This window comes from Rhizobium sp. SRDI943, assembly GCF_057653695.1.
In genome coordinates this window covers 175,911-194,907 of sequence record NZ_JBYGKN010000003.1, presented here as the reverse complement: position 1 = coordinate 194,907, position 18,997 = coordinate 175,911, and the positions used below count along the sequence as shown (strand labels likewise).

Here is an 18,997-nt window from a genome sequence, read left to right as displayed (position 1 = left end):
CACGTGATGCGCGAGACACGCAAGGTGTTCGTTTCGGGGCATTTTTTCCTTTGCTCCGACCGTTAAGGCGGCGCCGCCGGTCAATATCAACGTCTCGAAATCGACGATCCAAACAATGGCTCTGCCGCAAGGGATCGTTGTCCTGCGCGGCGAGCGCGCCTCTTCCTGCGCATGATCACCTGATTTCCCGGGCCAATGCCTCTGTACCGCAACGAAGGTGTATGTTGCTGCCCGGTTTAGGTTAAGCACCCTCCCCCACCTCATCAATAGTGATTAGGCGAAGCAAACAACCGCCACCTTCCTCAAGGCTTCGCCAGATTGCACACTGGCATTAAGGCTTCGGACCTGGTGCCCGACGCTCGCGTAACGCGTAAGGCGTTGAACCGGTGTCCGTTTAAGGATGCTATTGCAGGCTGGACATGTAAATGAAGCTATCGTATCGCGTTCTCAACGTGTTTTTTCCGGCGACACTTGTCATCAGTACACTGGTCTTTCTTGCCGGAACTGTACCGCCGGCTCTCGCCAATGACGCTGCTTTTGCTCCGCAAACGAAAATCCGTCTGACGATTGTCCAATGGATGCAGTCCAAAGGCCAATATGAAAGATGGGATGCGCTTGGCGGCGAATACACCGTCTCGGATGAAGGCGCTGTCTTTCTGCCCTTTCTTGGATCCGTTTCCGTCGGCAATCTCGATAACACCAGCCTCACAACCGAGATTGCCAAGCGTTTGCAAGAAAAAATCGGATTGGTTCAGCCACCCGCCGTCACCATCGAAATTCTTGAATACCCGCCAATCTATGTCGTCGGAGACGTAACCACGCCTGGGGAGTACAAATTCCGTTCCGGACTTACCGTCCTGCAATCCCTGGCAATGAGCGGTGGCCCATTCCGCGCCACAAGTCAGCAGCAATCGCAGACGATCAAACTCGCAGGCGAATTGCGGGAAATCGACCACTCGCTGCTGCGCAGCACTGCCAAATTAGCACGGCTCCAAGCAGAGATGATCGGGGCAAAGGAGATCTCGTTCGATCAGACGGTCGGCGTCGATCAGCGATACGCTGCGGGAATATACAACGAGGAACGGGTTATTTTTCAGGCTCGTGCAAATGCGCTGGACAGGCAGTCGAAGGCGCTCACGGAATTGCGTGATCTTTTGAACAGTGAAGTCGGCATGCTGGGCGAGAAGGTGCAGGGCTCGGAGGACAATATCAAATCTATCGAGGAGCAGCTGACCAGCGTCAAAACGCTGGTTTCGAAAGGCCTCACACTCTCGTCGCGTCAATTGGATCTGGAACGGTTGCTCACCACCTACCGCTCCGATCGGCTCGACCTTGTCACCGCCATCATGCGGGGCCGTCAGGCGATCAGTGAGACAACGCGAAATCTTGAGGGGCTTTATGACACGCGGCGAAGCGAAGTCGCTTCCGAATTGCAGTCGGAACAGGCAAGCCTCGATCAGTTCAAATTGAAGCGCGAGATGACGCAAAAACTGCTTCTCGATGACCTTGCGGCAGGAGGCTCGACTACCACCGACGAGGCGCTCCCGCTGACGTTTACGGTGAGCCGGCGAAGCGAAGGGCAAATCAGGCAGTTCCAGGCCTCCGAAACAACGGCGCTGATCCCGGGTGATGTTGTGAGGGTCGTTCGAACCCCAATTGCCGATCCGGTGTCTCAGGCCGCGCCCGCCGACCTGTCGCGTGAAACTGAGACACACGCCAGTCAGGCAAGCCAGTGACCCGCGAAAAGCATGTATTACAAACGAGCTCGCAGCGGACGATTGAGCAGCACCAAGGCGTTCCGACTACGTGCGCGACAAGCTGTTATAAACCCGACCAGGTCTTGAATTCGCTCCCTGCCCCAACAGGAATGCCTTTGCCGCATATCTCCGAAGCGGCGTTGGTAAACATGTCGGCGACAGCGCGCCGGAGATCCCGCCCCACAGCATAGCGGCCAAGGATGATTGATGACTTTGCGCATGATCCCAGCCAGTGGGCAGACTTATACCCAGATCCTCAAGTCGACGATGCTGATGGGCGGTTCCTCGCTCGTGAACGTCGCTTTAAGCATCATTCGCAACAAGGCCCTGGCCGTTCTGCTTGGGCCTGAAGGCGTGGGGCTCATGGGCCTCTACCAGTCAATCGTCGATATCGCGCAAACGGCCGCTGGCCTGGGACTGGGCGGCAGCGGGGTGCGACAGGTCGCCGAGGCCGCCGGTACCGGCGACGAAGCGAGGATCGCACAGTCGGCGAAGGCGTTGAGACGCATATCGATAGTACTCGGGGTGGTTGGCGCGCTCCTTCTTGCGGCGCTGGCATTTCCCGTCTCGGGGTTCACCTTCGGCGACTACCAGCACGCCGGTGGCATCGCACTGCTCTCGCTCGCCGTATTTTTCCGGATAGTGTCGTCCGGGCAGACGGCGTTGATCCAGGGCTTACGTGGCATTGCAAATCTTGCCCGCATCAATGTGCTCACAGGTTTTTTCGGCACGGTTATCACGGTCCCGCTGATTTACCTGTTCGGCGCGCAGGCGATCGCACCCTCTGTCGTAGCGATTGCGGCCGTCACAACACTCTCCACCTGGTGGTACAGCAGACGGATAGGCGCACACTCGCCGCGAATGTCGGCTCGCCAATTTGGCCAAGAGTGGGCACCTCTGCTGAGATTTGGCGCCGTGTTCATGGCGAGCGGACTTCTAACCTTCGGCGCGGCCTATGCCATCCGCATCATCATATTGAAGGATGGGGGCGTGATGGCCGCAGGATTGTATCAGGCAGCCTGGGGGTTGGGCGGTCTCTATGCCGGCTTCATTTTGCAGGCGATGGGAACGGACTTCTATCCGCGCCTGACCACGACTGCGGATAATCATGCCGAATGCAACCGCCTGGTTAACGAACAGATGGAAATCAGCATCCTTCTTGCCGGCCCCGGTCTGCTCGCCACTTTGACGTTGGCGCCGCTCATGATGAGCCTATTCTATTCTTCGGAGTTTCATGGCGCGGTTGATCTCTTGCGCTGGATCTGCCTTGGCATGATGCTCAGGATCATCGCGTGGCCGATGGGCTTCATCATCCTGGCGAAGCGTGCACAATCCATTTTCTTCTGGACGGAGGTGGCGGCCACGCTCGTGCATGTAGGGCTGGCATGGCACTTCGTATCGAAGTTCGGTACGCCAGGAGCCGGCATGGCGTTTTTCGGCCTCTACGTCTGGCATAGCATCCTCATTTACGTGATCGTGCGGCGGCTTACCGGCTTCCGCGGATCCGCAGCCAACCGCAGGCACGTGCTGCTTTTCCTGCCTGCATCGGTGCTGGTATTCTCGGCGTTTTGGGTCTTGCCGTTATGGCCGGCGATAGGGATCGGCACCTTGGCCGTAGCTCTGACTGGGATCTACTCGCTGCGCATGCTGGTCCAGCTTCTTCCGCCCGAAGTGATGCCTGCAGTGATCAGAGGATGGATCGCGAAGTTCGCCTAGAGCCTTTCCGGGTCAGATTGAATCATTCTGCCGGAACAGGTGTTCGTCCGGGAAAAGGCGATTGGCGAAGGGCATACCCCAAGGTACGTCCGAGCCGATCGCCTCTGATCCAGGTGGAGAGATGCCCGGCCCACCGGCCGCACTGCTTCGCCATGCGAAGCGATGCGGCCGGCAATTCTAGAGTCTTGCAGATTTGCTGGGCAAATCTGCGGGGGTTGGCTGAAACGGGCCTGCCTGATCGACCTGCCGGCTTGGCCGTAGAGCTTGGCTTCGACGCGCGCCGGCCGGGGTCGACCATCCGACTCCGTTTGAGCCAACAGAATGCTTCAAATTGACCAGGAAAGGCTCTAACAAAAAATGCGCATCGAAGCGATGCGCATCAGGTCCTGCGGCACAACAAAGATTGCATCACGCAATCAGGAAATCATACAAGAGCGATATCCCTATCGTGCTGTAAGGCGGGTATGTTGGCGACCTCAGCCAATGAGCTTCGAAGTGCTTCGACAACCCTGACAATGTCGAGATCCGTCATCTGAGCATAAAGCGGAAGGACTACCGTTTGCCGCTGCGCTGCCACGCTTCGCTCCAGACTTGTGGCGGCACGATAAGAACTCTGGTCGGAATAGGCACCTTCCAGATGAATGTTCATCACACCGCGCCGGGTCGAGATCCCTTGATCGAGCAGTGTCTGCATGACCTTCCGCTGGTCGACGGCATCAGGCAGTCTCACGCAAAAGCTCTGCCAGTTGCTACGAGCCCAATGCGGCTCGACCGGTGAGAGCCCAGGGATCGTAGACAGGCGCTCACGATATTGCTCGGCGAGCCGCCTGCGCTGCGCAATCAGCCCCGGCAGCCGCCGTAACTGTTCCCTTCCGACGGCAGCCTGAAGGTCGGTCATACGGTAGTTGTAGCCCAGTTCGTCATAGTCTTCGAAGATCACCTGTTTCGAGCCATGGCGAACAGCATCGGTGACGCTCATGCCATGCTGACGCCACAGCCGGAACTTTCGATCATACTCGGGATTGGCGGTGGTCAACATGCCACCATCACCTGTCGTGACGACCTTCCGGGGATGGAAGGAGAAGCAGGCAATGTCGCCATGCGGCTTGCCTATCTTTTCCCAACGCCCGTCCCACAGGATTTCGCTTCCCGTCGCGCATGCAGCATCTTCGATGACCGGGAGCTGATAGCGCTTGCCGATCTCCACGATCGAGCGGAGATCGCAAGGCATGCCAAGCTGATGCACACATAGGATTGCCTTGGTGCGGGGCGTGATGGCTGCTTCGATCAGGCTGGGGTCGATATTGTAACCATCTGCTTCGATGTCGACGAAGACAGGGACCGCATTGCAGTATCGAACAGCGTTCGCGGTGGCGATGAACGAATGGCTGACCGTGATGACTTCATCGCCGGCACCGACATCGACCGCCATCAAGGCGAGATGCAGTGCGGTCGTGCAGTTTGAAACCGCGCAGGCATGTGCGGCGCCGACAAAGGCTGCGAATTCGCCCTCGAAGGCCGCGACTTCCGGTCCCTGCGTTACCCATCCTGACATAATAACGCGGCGCGCTGCTTCGGCCTCCTCTTCTCCGAGGACGGGCTTGGCGACCGGAATCGTTGAGAGAGACGCGCTCATGCAGCTTGCCCTCCTGCCGCAGCGGTCTTCGACTGCCACCAGGCGACAAGGTCGCGAAGCCCTTGTTCCATCGATATTTCCGCTTTGAAGCCAAGGAGTTTCTCGGCCTTGCTGATATCGGCAAGACGACGGGTTACGCCGTTGACCGCGCGGGCTTCTTTGTGCTGCGGTTCGAGTGAGACCCCCATGATGCTGCTCAGCATCTGCGCAAGCTGCAGGAGGCTTATTTCCTCGCCGCTCGCGACATTGAACACCTCATCGGTGACATCGCTCTTCGCAGCCAGCAGGTTTGCCCGGGCGATGTCACGTGCATCGACGAAGTCCATCGTCTGGCTGCCGTCTCCGTAGATGAGGGGTGGCATTCCGGTCGCCAGACGCTCCATCCAGCGGATCAACACTTCGGTATAGGCACCGTAAACGTCCATTCGCGGCCCGTATACGTTGAAATAGCGCAGCGCCACATAGCGCAGGCCGTACATCTCCGCGAAGCTGCGAAGCAGCCCCTCGTTAAAGGTCTTGGCCGCGCCGTAGATCGTCCTGTTATTATATGGATGATGGGCTTCGGTGGTCGGAAAGGTCTCGGCCAAGCCCAGCACAGAGGCTGAAGAGGCAGCGACGACCTTCGACACGCCTGCCTTTACGGCAGCTTCGAGAACATTGAACGTGCCTTCGGCCAGCACATCGAAGGCAAGCCGTGGGTCTTCCGCGCATTGCGTGATGCGAATGGCCGCCTGGTGAAAGACGATGTCCACACCCTCGAAGGTTTTCGCCAGCAAGGCTCTGTCACGGATATCTCCCTCGATAATGTTGACGGACCCGCCACCTATTGCCGTGCTGAGATTGTCCCGGCGTCCGCGCACGAAGTTGTCGAGGATGATAATCTCGCGCGGCTTCTCCAATGCGACGAGATCGGCGATATGCGACCCGATCAGGCCGGCTCCGCCGGTAATGAGTACCCGTTGATCTCTCACGATCTTCCTCCACGCGATATATCGACCACAGCATCGGCTTCCGTGCGCCAGCGTATAAACTTCGCCGGCACGCCCGCCACGACTGAAAACGGTTCGACATCGGAAACAACGACAGCGCCCGCTCCGACGATCGCCCCCTTCCCGATGCTCACGCCGGGAAGAATTGTTGCGTTCGTTCCAATATCGGCCCATGCGCCGATGCGGACCGGCTTGATTTCGAGATCCGTGCGAATGATCGGCACATCCACCGGCAGTGCCGTGTGGGTCGACCCAAGCACTTTGGCGCCAGGACCCCAGCCGACACAGTCCTCGATAACCAGATCGCGTGCATCGAAATAGGCCATCGGGCCGATCCAGACATTGTCGCCGATCACGCAGGTGCCGTCGAAGCGTCCCTGGATATAGGCCTGGGCGCCGATGAACACGCCATTGCCGATTTCGAACGTTTCCGGATGTTTGAAACCGGCGCCGCCCGCGACCTGAAGTCCCGCGCCGCAGTTCCGCGCGATCGCTTGCCAGATGGCTTTGCGCATCAGAGTGTCGACGACCCCGTCACCTGTGGCGAAACGACCATAGAGGTCTATCAGGCCAGCGCGCCCGTATGATTGTCTGAGCTCTTCGACCAACCCAGTTTGGTAGTCAGGATCTGCCGGCCTTTCATGGCGACCATGGACCGCCTGCACCAGTCGAGCCTCGCCTGGGCGGTTAACTGACATAGGCGTACTCCAGCGCGGCGGCCACCTGGTCAACGTGTCGTACAGGCATCTCTGGATAGATCGGCAGCGAGAGGACCTCCCGTGCGGCGGCTTCCGAAACCGGGAAGTCCCCGGCCTGGTAACCAAGGTCGGCATGGGCTTTCTGCAGATGAACAGGGATGGGATAATGCAGCCCGGACGGAATGCCTTCCGCGCTGAGCAGGCGTTGAAGCCCATCGCGATCGTGGCTTCTTATGGCATAGACATGATAGACGTGACGCCGGTCGGCTGCTTCGACAGGGATTGTCAAATCCGTCGATCCGGCAAGCAGCGAAGAGTAGCGGCGCGCATGAGCGCGACGCGCCTCGGTCCAGTCTTCAAGGTGCCGGAGCTTGACACGCAGGATCGCGCCTTGAATGGCGTCCATGCGATAGTTAAAGCCTTTCAGCAGATGGTGATAGCGTTGCTCCTGACCCCAGTCTCGCAGCATGCGCATCGTCTTGGCCTGATCATCGTCATTCGTAACGACCATACCCCCCTCGCCGCAGGCGCCGAGGTTTTTGCCCGGATAGAAGCTGAAGCAGCCGGATAGGCCGATACTGCCGGCACGGTGGCCTTTGTATTGCGCGCCATGGGCCTGGCAGGCGTCTTCGATGACGGGTATCCCGTGGCGCTCGGCAATTGCCTTGATCGCGTCCATATCGGCCATTTGACCGTAGAGATGGACAGGAACAATGGCCTTGGTGCGGGGAGTAATCTTTGCCTCGACCTCCGCCGGATCCATCGTGAGTGTCACGGGCTCAACATCGACGAACACGGGTCGCGCACCCGTATAGCAGATCGCCGACACGGTTGCGACGAACGTGAATGGCACCGTAATGACCTCATCGCCGGGACCAACGCCCGCCGCAAGCAGGGCAAGATGCAAGGCACTCGTTCCGGTGTTGACCGCTATCGCATGCTTGACGTTGCAATAGTCGGCGAATTCCTGCTCGAAATGCGCGACCTCGTCGCCCAATACGTACTGCCCCGAGGCGAGGACGCCGAGCACAGCGGCGTCGATCTCACCCTTGATTGACTGATATTGTGCCTTAATGTCCAGGAACGGGATCATGCGATGCGCCTTGCCTCTTCGAGCTCGATGATGCGACCGCGCTGGGCTAACGACCGGCTTGCAGCTTCCAGAATGCGAACGACGCGCAAGCCGGCATGGCCGTCCGTAATGGGCCGCGAGTTCTGCTCGATGCACTCGACGAACTGATCCAGTTCGCGTTTCAGTGCTTCGGTCATATCGAGCTTGGGCGCCCACATGTCGCCGCTGCGGTAGCCAACCATCATCTGATGCACTTTCTCGCCGTAAGCCTGAGAATTGGGGTTCAGCGTGATGCCCTTGTCGTAGACCTTGATCTTTTCGCTGGGCTCCAGATCGTCGTAGACGACCATCTTGTTGCTGCCACCGATCAGCGTGCGGCGCACCTTGACCGGCGCCAGCCAATTGACGTGGATGTGTGCGATGAGCTTGCTTTCGAAGAAGAGCGTGAGATAGGCGATGTTTTCCGGCTCGCCGAGGACATGGCTCATGCCTGTCGCTGAAACAGCCACCGGCCTTTCCTGCACAACATGGTCCAGGATGGAGAGATCATGCACCGCGAGGTCCCAGATGACGCTGACATCATGCTGGAAGAGCCCCAAATTGACCCGAACCGAGTCATAATAATACATGTCGCCCAAGCCGTTCTCGACCAGTTCGCGCATCTTGCGGACGGCGCCGGTGTGGACGAAGGTATGATCCACTGCCAGCACGAGGCGTCGGCGTGCGGCCTCTTCGACCATCCGCGAAGCTTCCTCCGTCGTCGATGCCATCGGCTTTTCGACGAAGACATGCTTTCCGGCCATCATAGCCTGCATTGCGAGCTTGAAATGGGTGAAGACCGGCGTCGCGATAGCGATGGCATCAACTCTTGGATCACGCAGCACTTCCTCGAAATCATCGGTGATCGTCACGGCGGGGTAGCGGCTTTTGACAGCCGCCAACCGCTCAACATTAAGATCACAGACAGAAACGAGGTGCGCTCCGGCCGCCTCCGAGATGTTGCGCACCAGATTCGGGCCCCAATATCCATACCCAACAACAGCAATGCCGATCATTTCATTCCTCCCGACGCATACATGTCGACTGGTCCGTCATTGACGCGACCGATCACCCTGGCCGGAACGCCAATAACAATGGCGCCATCCGGTACATCTTTTGTTACAACGGCTCCGGCGCCGACCTGCGCAGCCTCTCCGATGGTCACGCCAGGCAGAATGGTGGCGTTGCTGCCAATCGACGCGTGGCGCTTGACCAGGGTCGGGACGACAATCCAGTCGGCCTCCGTCTGGAGGCTGCCATCCGGATTGACGGCGCGCGGGTATGTGTCGTTCGTAAACATGACCCCGTGGCCTATGAACACGCCGTCTTCCAGCGTCACGCCCTCACAGAGGAAGGAATGGCTGGAGATCTTGCAGCTTTTTCCGACCAGGACGTTTTTCTGGATCTCAACGAAGGTGCCGATGCGCGTTCCGGCGCCGATTGTGCAGCCGTATAGATTCACAAGATCCGGATGGTGGATAATGGTGCCGTCATCCAGCTTGACGTTTGATGCAATCATCCCTGCAAAACCCCTACTCTTGAACACGCCCAGACTTTCAGTTGAAACCAACAATCGCTTGATTGCACCCAAGGTTTCAGACCGACAGGGCTAATATTTTTCTACATTGCAAAGAGAATTGTTTTCTGCATCTGAGTAAAGAAACAAAACGTTTAAGGTTATTCACCTAAAGGCGTATCTACTTATGATGACTTACGCCCATGTTCATACATCGGCCAACGTTGGTGGCGGACTCACCGACCGCATCCGCAGCCGGTCCTACGCCGGAGACTGCGATTGTTTCCATGCATTTAGTGACCCGTCACAAACTACGGTGTAACGATGAAGTTTATCCTGAAAATTATCTAGTAACGCGTAAGACTACTTCAGATTTACTTTATATTTCCGACTTGTTATGAAAGTTGTGCGCTACTTAGCCTATATTAGCTACTGTAACGTCCCGCGAATTGTGGTATTCGATTCCTACTTTAGAGTTTCCTAAACCCCCGAATTGAGAGGGGTTGGTACTCGGAGCCTTAGTTGAGCGTAACGTGTTAGGGGAGGGTGAAGCTGTGAATTCAGCACTTATACCGAATTTGGACCTCAGGCAGGAGAACGTAGCTCTTCCCCTCAGGATAGATAATCCGAACACAGCTGTCGTGCCGGGAAGACACACGCATTCGCTTGTCATTCTCGATAATCGTGAGCTTGATCGGCAATGCCTGGCGCAATGCATGGCTGCCGAAAAGGCGGATTTGCAGATTCTGGCATTTGGATCAATTGAGGAGTGGAAGCAGAAGCGCGACGAATATCCTCCGCTTTCGGCAATCCTCTTGAACGTCGGCGGCAAAAAGATCGATGAACCGGCCGTTTCGGAGCAAATCCGGAAGCTTTCGTCAGAATTTGTATCAACGCCACTCATCGTATTGGCCGATAGCGACGATTTCGGTCAAATCGTTAGGGCACTTGAGTACGGAGCCAAAGGGTTCATCCCCGCCTCAGTCAGCGTCAGTGTCTGTATGGAGCTGATCGCGCTGTCGGTGGCAGGAGGAATTTTTGTGCCTGCAAGCGCCCTGTTCGCCATGCGTCATTTGCTGGACTCGAGCAATTCGACCGCACGCCCGCTAGCCGGCATATTCACGGATCGTCAGGTCGAAGTCGTGGAGGCGCTCCGACGCGGAAAGGCAAACAAAATTATCGCTTATGAGCTCAACCTGCGAGAAAGCACTGTAAAGGTGCATGTTCGCAATATTATGAAAAAGGTCAAAGCGACGAACAGAACGGAAGTCGTGTTCAAGCTCAACGATCTGTTTCTTTCGGGCGGCTCTGCGACAAACAGCCTGTGCTGATGCGGTCGGCCGATCAGATCTTGGATCGCATCAGGAGCGCATTCTCGCTCTAAACATCCTCGGTGGCTGCACGGCAAATACGCCACCGAGTCCGCGATTGCATCTTCAGCCTCACTTGGAAAGTCTGTCATGTACGACTCTCCAGGTGTCGCTGTTTGCATGTGCAATTTTCCCACGGCTAATTGCCGGTGCCGATAGGAAGCCTGGAAAGCGCTATTCGGATCTTGCGCAACGGGCCTCTCTGCGAATGGGGGACCAGACCCCGCGCAAGATGCCAGAAATATCGGAACTCAGGCAGCGGCGGCACATTCGGCCGCAGGCCATTCAGGCGCAGTCTGACCATCAGGCCATCGACGCCTGAATATAGTCGCAGACGCCAGCCAGCATCACGTTTGAATTGTAGAGATGTTACTTTCTCGCCGGCGCTGCTTCCGCCGACGGGAGCGTGACGAAGAACATTTGCAAGATCTGGCTGCTGACAGCGCTCAAGAATATCGGAAAACCATGCAAGCCACTCGGAATCGCTCCGATCAGGAATCTGATGAATGCTTTTTCGATCCCTGCCATACCGCCCCGAGACGACCCCATCGCCTGAGCGACCGAGTTGCGCGATGACGAGGCGCGCGCGCCTGAATTCGTCGTGGGATAGCGATGGATAGAAATCTTGCAGCCTTCGCGCCCGCTCAAACTGGCCTCTGGAGATTAAAGCGAGAAGGAAGTACGCCCACTCGACCGGATCCGGGTTGAGTGCCCCATATTCGCTCATGGTCACCTTGACCAGGTCCACCAGAAGCTCATAGGCGTGATCGGCGTCGCCCTCCTGCAACGCACAGATGGCAAGGCGGAATTTAGCTTCGGGCAGGTAGGATACATAGTCCAGGCAGCGCGCGTAGCACTGCTTGGCCTCCGCCACCCTGCCCTGCTCGAGAAGCAAGTCGCCCTGCTTCAGCAAAGCGCGATCGCTGGCTTCCCCCACGATATGGACGCTCTCTCGCCTGGAGCTACGCTGAACCTTTGTAAGATCGCCGAAGGGGCCGGACTGAATGATCTTTTCACCGAACTGCAGGCCTTTGTTCAGCATGAACCACTGATATATTTGCGGCCTGTGGCTCAGTGTGTGACACGAATGGATCAAACTGTAACCGGCTTTCGTGATACGCCGTATTTCGTCGGGATGGGCAAAAAGGTAATCTAGTCGCTCGACGACGTTTTGGCCGTCAACAAAGACACAGTTCTCCATATCGACAAAGCCAGCTGCCTCCACTGCTGCTGTGCGTTCGGTCACGAGACAGGCATTTGCCCCGGGAATCTCGAAGTGCTTGCGTACGACCTCGCCGCCCATAGTGCCGCATGTGGGGACGACGAGGCTCGAGTTGAGCGCGCGCGCGTAAGCCTCTCCGGACAGGAGCTGGGAAGCTAGCTTGCTCTCATAGGCGTGTTGCGGCGAGACCAGGCAGGGGTAACGGTCGCGGATCATCGGAAAGACCGTCTGTCGCCAGGGATAAAGGCCATAGGCCTGACCTGTGAGCATCACCGGGATGACCTTTTGCTGGCCATAGTCGTGGTAGACTTTGGGATCGATGAAATTTGGCCAGACGAAGAGATTCTCCTTCACCGCCGGCATATATTCCGGAGTCATCGTTGCGATCGCGAAATACGCCTCGATGCCCCACTGCTCCATATCGGAAAGGAAGCCCGCGCGTCGATCGCACCATGCGTCGGCGTTATGAAGGCCAAGCTTGGGAACGACGATATGGGTATTGGTGTTGGTGATTTTTATGCGACGCGACCCATGCGACCGATAACCGCTTTCAAACAGCGTCAGATCCGGTTCGTACCTGTCGCATATCTCTGCATAATCGCAGTCGCGGTTAATGACGACGACATCGAAATGTGTTGTGAGGCATTTGACCTGCTGCTGCATGTGCAGCAGCAGGTAACCGGCCGCGTTCGCATTGGGCTGATGGTCCCATTGAAAAAAAACGAGCCGCGGCTTTCGATCATTAACGTTGCTATTCATGTCCCTATCGAATGGCTTCAGGAGCAGTGAGTTCGACGTTCGCAGACGCCAGATGCGGATAAGCTTCTTGCGAGGACTTGGCGCTAAGCCTGTTCCTTACGCCGCCGGAAAGCTTCCACTCGAAATAAGCGATCGTTCTCTCAAGCCCCTCACGAAGGTTCACCTTCGGCTGCCAGCCCAGTTGTTGCGTTGCGCGGCTGATATCGGGCTTGCGCTGTGTCGGATCGTCGACCGGCAGAGGATTGAAGACGATACCGGACTTCGATCCGGTCATTTCGATCACCATTTCTGCCAATTCACGGACCTGGAATTCTCCGGGATTGCCGAGATTGATAGGGCCTGTGACTCCAGCGGGCGCACCCATCAGACGGATAAAACCGTCGATCAGGTCGTCTACATAGCAGAACGACCGTGTTTGCGTGCCGTTGCCAAAGATGGTGATCGACTCGTTTCGAAGCGCCTGAACGATGAAATTGGAGACGACGCGGCCATCGTTGGTCTGCATGCGAGGCCCATAGGTATTGAAGATCCGCGCCACCCGGATTTCCACGCCATATTGACGATGATAGTCGAAGAACAGCGTTTCGGCGCACCGCTTGCCTTCGTCATAACACGCCCGCGGGCCTATGGGATTGACGCTTCCGCGATAGTCCTCCGTCTGAGGATGGACTGCCGGATCGCCGTAAACTTCGCTGGTGGAAGCCTGGAAGATCTTCGCCTTGGTGCGCTTGGCCAAGCCCAGCATATTGATGGCCCCATGCACATTGGTCTTCACAGTCTGCACAGGATCGAACTGGTAGTGAACAGGAGATGCCGGGCAGGCGAGGTTGTAGATCTCGTCGACTTCCACATAGAGCGGGAAGGTAATGTCGTGCCGGAGTATCTCAAAGCGAGGATCGTCAAGAAGATGCAGCACATTGTCGCGCGAACCGGTGTAGTAATTGTCCACGCAGAGGACGTCATTGCCCTCGCGCAAAAGCCTTTCGCACAGGAATGATCCCAGAAACCCGGTGCCGCCGGTTACCATAATTCGCTTTTGTCCGTGCATTGGTATGCTCCGTTGTTGATGGTTGCCTCGCGGAAGCGAGGATGGTCAGTAGGCTCCCCCGCGCTTGAACACCGCAGGGATTGTGCTGAGAAGAATTTGGCAGTCGAACCACAGAGACCGGTTGTCGATGTAGAACTCGTCGAGTTGCTGCTGCAGCTCGATATCCGCATTGCTTCGTTCGGATATCTGCCAGAGGCCTGTCAGCCCCGGTGTTACCGAACGCCGCTTGTCACGAAATTCGCTGTCCATCGCTGAGAGGTGATATTCTGGAAACGGACGCGGTCCGACGATGGCCATCTGCCCCGCAATGATGTTTGCCAATTGCGGCAGCTCATCGATGCTCGAAGAGCGCAGCATATGTCCGATCACCGGAAGGACGCGCGGATCGTCCTTGAGCTTGAAGTGGCTCAACCACTCGGCGCGCATGTTGGGGTCGTCTCGGAAGACAGCTTCAAGGCGCTGCTCTGCATCCTGATACATCGTCCTCAATTTCAGGACGTGCACCGGCTTGCCTGACCGCCCCTCCCTGGTGTGCCGGAAGAAGACGGGGCCCGGATCGATGGCATAGATTGCGGCCGCTGCAAACGCGATGAATGGGGCGACGACGATCGATGCAGGGATGGCGATTGCGAGATCGAGGATTCGGCGAACCAGGTCCGAGTTCACCGAACTCCCACTGTTGGTAAGGCGAATACCGATTTCTCCGCCGACATCCGCAGGCCGCAATCCGGTTACCTTGAGGCTCGGCGTGTCGGACAGCAAAATGACTTCGGCGAACTTCCGACGCATAGCCGCCAAATCTGGTGCAAGCACGCCTGTGTCGCCCGCAATCATGGCAATGGATGGCCCGCCATCGGGCAATGCCTCCACACTATCGGGGGAAATGGCCTCCGGCCTGATGCCATACTGCCAGTGGTTCTTGAAATGGGCCACGAGAGCGGGGGTAAGGTTGCCCCCCCCTATGACAACCGCGTGCTCCCCCCAGACTCCAAGTTTCCAGCACAGGCCCCGTGCAAGCCAATGCACAAATGGCTGAACAATCAGCCCGAGAGCGAGGAACCCAATGACGGCAAGCAGCAGTCGTTCCCCCTCCGGGAGGATAATTGCTCCAAACGCCGCCAGGACAGCCACCTTGACGGCAGCTACAGTGCGCCGCCGCAGATGTTCGTGCTCATGTAACCGATATCCAGGGTAGAGGCCGGCCGATGCGTAAAGAATAATCGCGGCGAGTGCTGCGATCGCGAACGTACGCTCCGCCAGCGTGCCCTCCAAACCACTGGGGAAAAAGGACAGGACAACAAAATAGGCAACCAAATAGCTTGCAATGTCGCCGGCGGCCAGCAAGGACGAGGTTGCAAGCCGAGGAAGCCGACGCCGTAGTGCGGCGGGCATATTCAGCCCTGCCCGGTCAAAGGGATCGGCGGTCTTAGCTGCTATGGGCGGCACGGAACCTGCCGCAATCGCCCGCGACGTCATGTCACTTGATGTGGCTGCCTTCGACGGACGCGGTGTCATTGCTGGCGACGCAAATAAGGACATGATGGCTTTACACCTTTGCAGCTGCTTCTTTTGGCGCGCTTGGTCCAAAAACCGCGTCTTCGATCGGAAACTTCCGAAGCCCCAGTCTCTGGAATGCCGTCAGTGAGATGAAGGTCGGCACGACGACCGCATAGCGCCGCCACAGCCGTCGCGGCTCGCACAAAAGGCGGAACGCCCATTCGAAGCCGCTTCTTTGAATGATCCTTGGAGCCTGCCGCTTGAGGCCGGCGTGGAAATCGAATGCGGCTCCGACCCCGATGAGCATCGATGCTTCCAGACGATCGCGCATGCGCGCCATCCAGAGCTCCTGCTTTGGACTGCTCAGGCCGACCCAGATGATATCGGCGCCCGATCGATTGAGCTGGTCAGCAATCTCCGTTTCCTCCCGCGTCGACAGTTTGCGAAAAGGTGGCGCATAGGAGCCGACGATCTGTGCTTGCGGAAATTTCGCGAGAAGTCGCGCCTGCAGCTGTTCGAGCGTTTCGGCCGTTGCGCCATAAAGGAAGTGGCGCAAGCCCTTGGAGCTGCCGGCATCGAAAACGGATAACATGAGATCCGGTCCATAGACCCTGTCGCTTTCGGCATGACCGGCACGTTTCAATGCCCATACCAACGGCATGCCGTCGGGTGTCACGAGGAACGCACGGTTATGTATCGACCGGAGTTCGGGATCATCTTGACATCGGACGACACCGTGCGCGTCGCGAACGCACACATATTCCTTCCTGCCGTCTTCGATCGCTGTTTGAATAAATCCGGTGGCACTTTTGAGATTAACTGCCGAAATGCGAACACCAAGGACATTAATAGATTCCGAATAGCTCGGTCGATTAAGAACCGAATCTTGACTGCTGTCTGCTAGTTGCTTTCTCATGACCTGCGCTTTCGCGATCTAAACTGTCATCAGAATATGCTGTAAGGGCGATTGCCTCCATACTTGCCGTTCCAACTATTGGACGTAGATGAGACTTCATATTTCTACGCCTTACGCGGGGATAAGTTACAATATTTGGAGTAAGGCAATGTACCCCTATGGTTTACGACGTGCTCTTTTTGATGAGTGCCGTCGCGAAAGAGCGTTTGGCCGTCGCAAAATCGAAGAAGATAGTCGCCGTCGCGCAGACAGGGCCGGGGGTGAGCGCACAAGCCGGGAGAGAGATGTGGGGATCCGACAGGCGAGATGACGGCCTCGGCTGGCGAGCAGTCAGAGCTGGACGACAGAATCCGCTGCAGAAAGATTTGAGTTCCGACAGCTACACCGTCATCAGGGAACTGCTAGCCGCCAATCAGGTGGAATGCTTACGACTGATTGTGACACAGTACCTGAAATCGGAAGGCCGGTATCAGTACGGTGGCAAATTCCAGCTTCAGGCCAGGTATGTCGCAGAGGAAGTCGCCAGATTTCTGACATCCGACGTGATCCTCAATCACCTCAAGGAAATCACGCAACCGCTTGACGTCGTTCTCACAGGCGAATGCGATATGATGATCAACACGACATCGTCGTGGCATAATGAGGTTCCCCACCACCTTGCCTGCATTGACGGAACTATCTTCGCGGACGAGTCTTTTAGGGGTATAAGATCGCATTCTACCTGCAGGATCGGGACGAAAACTCGCCAGCGACATTGAAGGTTCGACCAAGATCTCACCTCAGGGGCCTGGTAAGGAGCATGCCGGAGAAGGGGCAGGCGATGCCATCATTTTCGATGTGCGGATCGAACATGCCGGGCAAATGCCGACACTCGTTGACAGAAGCCTACGCAAGGATCGTGTCCACGGGAGTGGTGTAGCTGACGGCTGATGGCCGTGCTTTCCGACATGGGTCGGAGCGGATATCAGCGAGCCACAGCGGGCAGGCTGATTTGGGGATCATCGCTCATTTGAGCCATGGTCTCAAGGGTCATATACCTGGCGCGTTGGACGGCCCACTCGTCGTTCTGTTCGAGCAGCAGCGCGCCCACGAGACGGACGATCGCCTCGTCGTTCGGAAAGATACCGACCACCTCGGTGCGTCGCTTGATTTCGCCATTGAGACGCTCGATTGGATTCGTCGAGTGCAGCTTTGCACGGTGCTCTTTCGGGAAAGTCATGTAGGCGAGCACGTCTTCTTCGGCATCGTCCATGATGGTGGCGAGCTTCGGCACTTTCGGCCTGATCTGATCGGCGACGCTGCGCCATTGAGCGCTTGCTGCCTCCGGCGTCTCCTGGGCCAAGGCCGTTGCGATGAAAGCGGAGACGACCCGCCTGCCGCTCTTTCCGGCGTGCGCCAGCACGTTCCTCATGAAGTGAACCCGGCATCTTTGCCAGGTGGCATTCAAAACCTTCGTGACAGCAGCCTTGAGGCCTTCATGGGCATCCGAGACGACGAGCTTCACGCCGCGCAATCCTCGGCGTGTCAGCCTACGCAGGAATTCCGTCCAGATCGGTTCGGCCTCCGACGTCCCGACCTCCATGCCTAGGACCTCGCGCCGGCCATCGCTGTTCACGCCGACAGCGATAATGACGGCGACGGAAACGACACGTCCGCCGCGCCGGACTTTGAGGTAGGTCGCGTCCACCCACACGTATGGCCACTCGCCTTCAATCGGCCTGTCGAGGAAAGCCTTCACCTTGACGTCGATCTCTTCACAGAGCCGGGACACCTGGCTCTTCGAAATACCGCTCATGCCCATGGCTTTGACCAGATCGTCGACAGAACGGGTCGAGATTCCCTGGATATAGGCTTCTTGGATGACGGCCGTCAGAGCCTTTTCCGCCATGCGACGGGGTTCAAGGAAGCTCGGAAAGTAGCTGCCCTTGCGCAGCTTCGGAATGCGGAGTTCAACGGTCCCGGCTCGCGTCTCCCAATCGCGGTCGCGGTAGCCATTGCGTTGAGCAAGGCGCATCGGGTTCTTCTCGCCGAACTCAGCACCGCAGCTGATCCGACCTCCAGCTCCATCAGCCGCTCGGCGGCAAAGCCGATCATCTCACGCAACAAATCTGCATCGGCGCTCTTCTCAACAAGCGAACGCACGTTCATCATGTCATTGGTCATCGGTGGTCTTTCCGTCAGGTTGGTCTTCAACAACCCGACCCTAGCGGAAAACACTGATGGCCGCCCGCAAACCCAATCACCCGCTACAGCGCTATGAAAAGCGCGCGGGCGCTCGGCTTTGCTACCTCCCGCCACCTACACCACGTGCCGGGACACGATCTACGCAAGTTCTGCGACCGGATCGGGCCGCGACTTCGCATTGACTCGCAAAGGGCTTTCACCGTGGCACGATCAGCCCTTCGACGGATGGCCGGGACTCCTGACCGCGTTGCGGTTTTCATGACCATTGGTCCGTCTGATGTATGGACCCATTCTTATGCCGATGAAGGCTCCAATCGTCATCCGGGAGTTCGGGGAACTCTCAGTGCAAAGGTGCTGACCCAGCTCGCTGCCTACAATATTGCCCCGCCTCAGCCTGCCTCACCCTACCAGATCTCCGGATCCTGATTTTGATGCAGTATACTTATGTCGGCTATCCCCGCGCGTCTGGCGCGGGATCCGAACTGGCAAGGGTTGCAATTTCGCTTTCGAATTGGCTCACCAAGGGCATGTCTTCATCGTTCTTAACTGCTGCAGTCACCAGCAACGCGTGCACGAAT

14 protein-coding genes and 1 pseudogene are annotated in these 18,997 nt (G+C 57.4%); 4 read left to right on the top strand and 11 right to left on the bottom strand.

The genetic code is table 11. The annotated features are described in order from the left end of the window. The first annotated feature begins 425 nt into the window (after positions 1 to 425). Positions 426 to 1,736 (top strand): polysaccharide biosynthesis/export family protein, encoded by a 1,311-nt coding sequence (locus tag AC245Y_RS32185; protein WP_012760113.1) that lies wholly within the window; start codon positions 426 to 428, stop codon positions 1,734 to 1,736. A gap of 228 nt (positions 1,737 to 1,964) precedes the next feature. Beyond that, a complete protein-coding gene (locus AC245Y_RS32180; protein WP_017997144.1) occupies positions 1,965 to 3,473 on the top strand; it encodes an O-antigen translocase in 1,509 nt (502 codons plus the stop codon). Positions 3,474 to 3,897: 424 nt separating this feature from the next. Here AC245Y_RS32180 and AC245Y_RS32175 read toward each other — a convergent pair whose 3' ends face one another. From AC245Y_RS32175 to AC245Y_RS32150, 6 genes are read right to left on the bottom strand one after another with little or no spacing between them, the layout of a single operon-like run. Beyond that, positions 3,898 to 5,109 carry a DegT/DnrJ/EryC1/StrS family aminotransferase gene (locus tag AC245Y_RS32175; RefSeq protein ID WP_026157690.1) on the bottom strand — a complete coding sequence of 404 codons (1,212 nt, stop codon included), beginning with the start codon at positions 5,107 to 5,109 and terminating at the stop codon, positions 3,898 to 3,900. Beyond that, positions 5,106 to 6,080, bottom strand: coding sequence for an NAD-dependent epimerase/dehydratase family protein (locus AC245Y_RS32170; RefSeq protein ID WP_012760116.1), 975 nt, complete (start codon positions 6,078 to 6,080; stop codon positions 5,106 to 5,108). Before AC245Y_RS32170 ends, AC245Y_RS32175 begins: the two co-directional genes overlap by 4 nt. Further along, a complete protein-coding gene (locus AC245Y_RS32165; RefSeq protein WP_017997142.1) occupies positions 6,077 to 6,796 on the bottom strand; it encodes an acyltransferase in 720 nt (239 codons plus the stop codon). The genes AC245Y_RS32170 and AC245Y_RS32165 overlap by 4 nt, the downstream gene beginning before the upstream one ends. Continuing rightward, positions 6,786 to 7,889 carry a DegT/DnrJ/EryC1/StrS family aminotransferase gene (locus tag AC245Y_RS32160; protein WP_012760118.1) on the bottom strand — a complete coding sequence of 368 codons (1,104 nt, stop codon included), beginning with the start codon at positions 7,887 to 7,889 and terminating at the stop codon, positions 6,786 to 6,788. The genes AC245Y_RS32165 and AC245Y_RS32160 overlap by 11 nt, the downstream gene beginning before the upstream one ends. Then, positions 7,886 to 8,923, bottom strand: a complete 1,038-nt coding sequence (locus AC245Y_RS32155) for a Gfo/Idh/MocA family protein (RefSeq protein ID WP_012760119.1) — start codon at positions 8,921 to 8,923, stop codon at positions 7,886 to 7,888. Before AC245Y_RS32155 ends, AC245Y_RS32160 begins: the two co-directional genes overlap by 4 nt. Then, the gene (locus AC245Y_RS32150; protein ID WP_012760120.1) at positions 8,920 to 9,426 is read right to left on the bottom strand and encodes an acyltransferase; all 507 of its coding nucleotides are present in this window, start codon (positions 9,424 to 9,426) and stop codon (positions 8,920 to 8,922) included. Before AC245Y_RS32150 ends, AC245Y_RS32155 begins: the two co-directional genes overlap by 4 nt. Before the next feature lie 551 nt (positions 9,427 to 9,977). On the opposite strand from AC245Y_RS32150, the gene AC245Y_RS32145 reads away from it, so the two are divergent. Further along, the gene (locus AC245Y_RS32145) at positions 9,978 to 10,754 is read left to right on the top strand and encodes a LuxR C-terminal-related transcriptional regulator (protein WP_017997141.1); all 777 of its coding nucleotides are present in this window, start codon (positions 9,978 to 9,980) and stop codon (positions 10,752 to 10,754) included. Between the two features lie 178 nt (positions 10,755 to 10,932). Here the strand turns inward: AC245Y_RS32145 and AC245Y_RS32140 are convergent, their stop codons facing one another. From AC245Y_RS32140 to AC245Y_RS32125, 4 genes are read right to left on the bottom strand one after another with little or no spacing between them, the layout of a single operon-like run. Next, entirely contained in the window at positions 10,933 to 12,774 is a 1,842-nt protein-coding gene (locus tag AC245Y_RS32140; RefSeq protein WP_017997140.1) for a glycosyltransferase family protein, read from the bottom strand. 4 nt (positions 12,775 to 12,778) lie between these two features. Continuing rightward, entirely contained in the window at positions 12,779 to 13,822 is a 1,044-nt protein-coding gene (locus AC245Y_RS32135; protein ID WP_012760123.1) for a UDP-glucuronic acid decarboxylase family protein, read from the bottom strand. 45 nt (positions 13,823 to 13,867) lie between these two features. After that, positions 13,868 to 15,361 carry a sugar transferase gene (locus AC245Y_RS32130; protein WP_017997139.1) on the bottom strand — a complete coding sequence of 498 codons (1,494 nt, stop codon included), beginning with the start codon at positions 15,359 to 15,361 and terminating at the stop codon, positions 13,868 to 13,870. Between the two features lie 7 nt (positions 15,362 to 15,368). Next, positions 15,369 to 16,235 carry a WecB/TagA/CpsF family glycosyltransferase gene (locus tag AC245Y_RS32125; protein ID WP_012760125.1) on the bottom strand — a complete coding sequence of 289 codons (867 nt, stop codon included), beginning with the start codon at positions 16,233 to 16,235 and terminating at the stop codon, positions 15,369 to 15,371. 158 nt (positions 16,236 to 16,393) lie between these two features. On the opposite strand from AC245Y_RS32125, the gene AC245Y_RS32120 reads away from it, so the two are divergent. Then, the gene (locus AC245Y_RS32120) at positions 16,394 to 16,993 is read left to right on the top strand and encodes a hypothetical protein (RefSeq protein WP_017997138.1); all 600 of its coding nucleotides are present in this window, start codon (positions 16,394 to 16,396) and stop codon (positions 16,991 to 16,993) included. Positions 16,994 to 17,199: 206 nt separating this feature from the next. Here the strand turns inward: AC245Y_RS32120 and AC245Y_RS32115 are convergent. After that, positions 17,200 to 18,398: pseudogene (locus AC245Y_RS32115) on the bottom strand (IS256 family transposase). Positions 18,399 to 18,997: the final 599 nt, after the last annotated feature.

Coding starts and splice junctions, on each gene's coding strand:
- AC245Y_RS32130 (WP_017997139.1), bottom strand. CDS start 15,361: ATGTCCTTATTTGCGTCGCCAGCAATGACACCGCGTCCGTCGAAGGCA.
- AC245Y_RS32120 (WP_017997138.1), top strand. CDS start 16,394: ATGGTTTACGACGTGCTCTTTTTGATGAGTGCCGTCGCGAAAGAGCGT.
- AC245Y_RS32155 (WP_012760119.1), bottom strand. CDS start 8,923: ATGATCGGCATTGCTGTTGTTGGGTATGGATATTGGGGCCCGAATCTG.
- AC245Y_RS32185 (WP_012760113.1), top strand. CDS start 426: ATGAAGCTATCGTATCGCGTTCTCAACGTGTTTTTTCCGGCGACACTT.
- AC245Y_RS32160 (WP_012760118.1), bottom strand. CDS start 7,889: ATGATCCCGTTCCTGGACATTAAGGCACAATATCAGTCAATCAAGGGT.
- AC245Y_RS32165 (WP_017997142.1), bottom strand. CDS start 6,796: ATGTCAGTTAACCGCCCAGGCGAGGCTCGACTGGTGCAGGCGGTCCAT.
- AC245Y_RS32125 (WP_012760125.1), bottom strand. CDS start 16,235: ATGAGAAAGCAACTAGCAGACAGCAGTCAAGATTCGGTTCTTAATCGA.
- AC245Y_RS32140 (WP_017997140.1), bottom strand. CDS start 12,774: ATGAATAGCAACGTTAATGATCGAAAGCCGCGGCTCGTTTTTTTTCAA.
- AC245Y_RS32180 (WP_017997144.1), top strand. CDS start 1,965: ATGACTTTGCGCATGATCCCAGCCAGTGGGCAGACTTATACCCAGATC.
- AC245Y_RS32135 (WP_012760123.1), bottom strand. CDS start 13,822: ATGCACGGACAAAAGCGAATTATGGTAACCGGCGGCACCGGGTTTCTG.
- AC245Y_RS32150 (WP_012760120.1), bottom strand. CDS start 9,426: ATGATTGCATCAAACGTCAAGCTGGATGACGGCACCATTATCCACCAT.
- AC245Y_RS32175 (WP_026157690.1), bottom strand. CDS start 5,109: ATGAGCGCGTCTCTCTCAACGATTCCGGTCGCCAAGCCCGTCCTCGGA.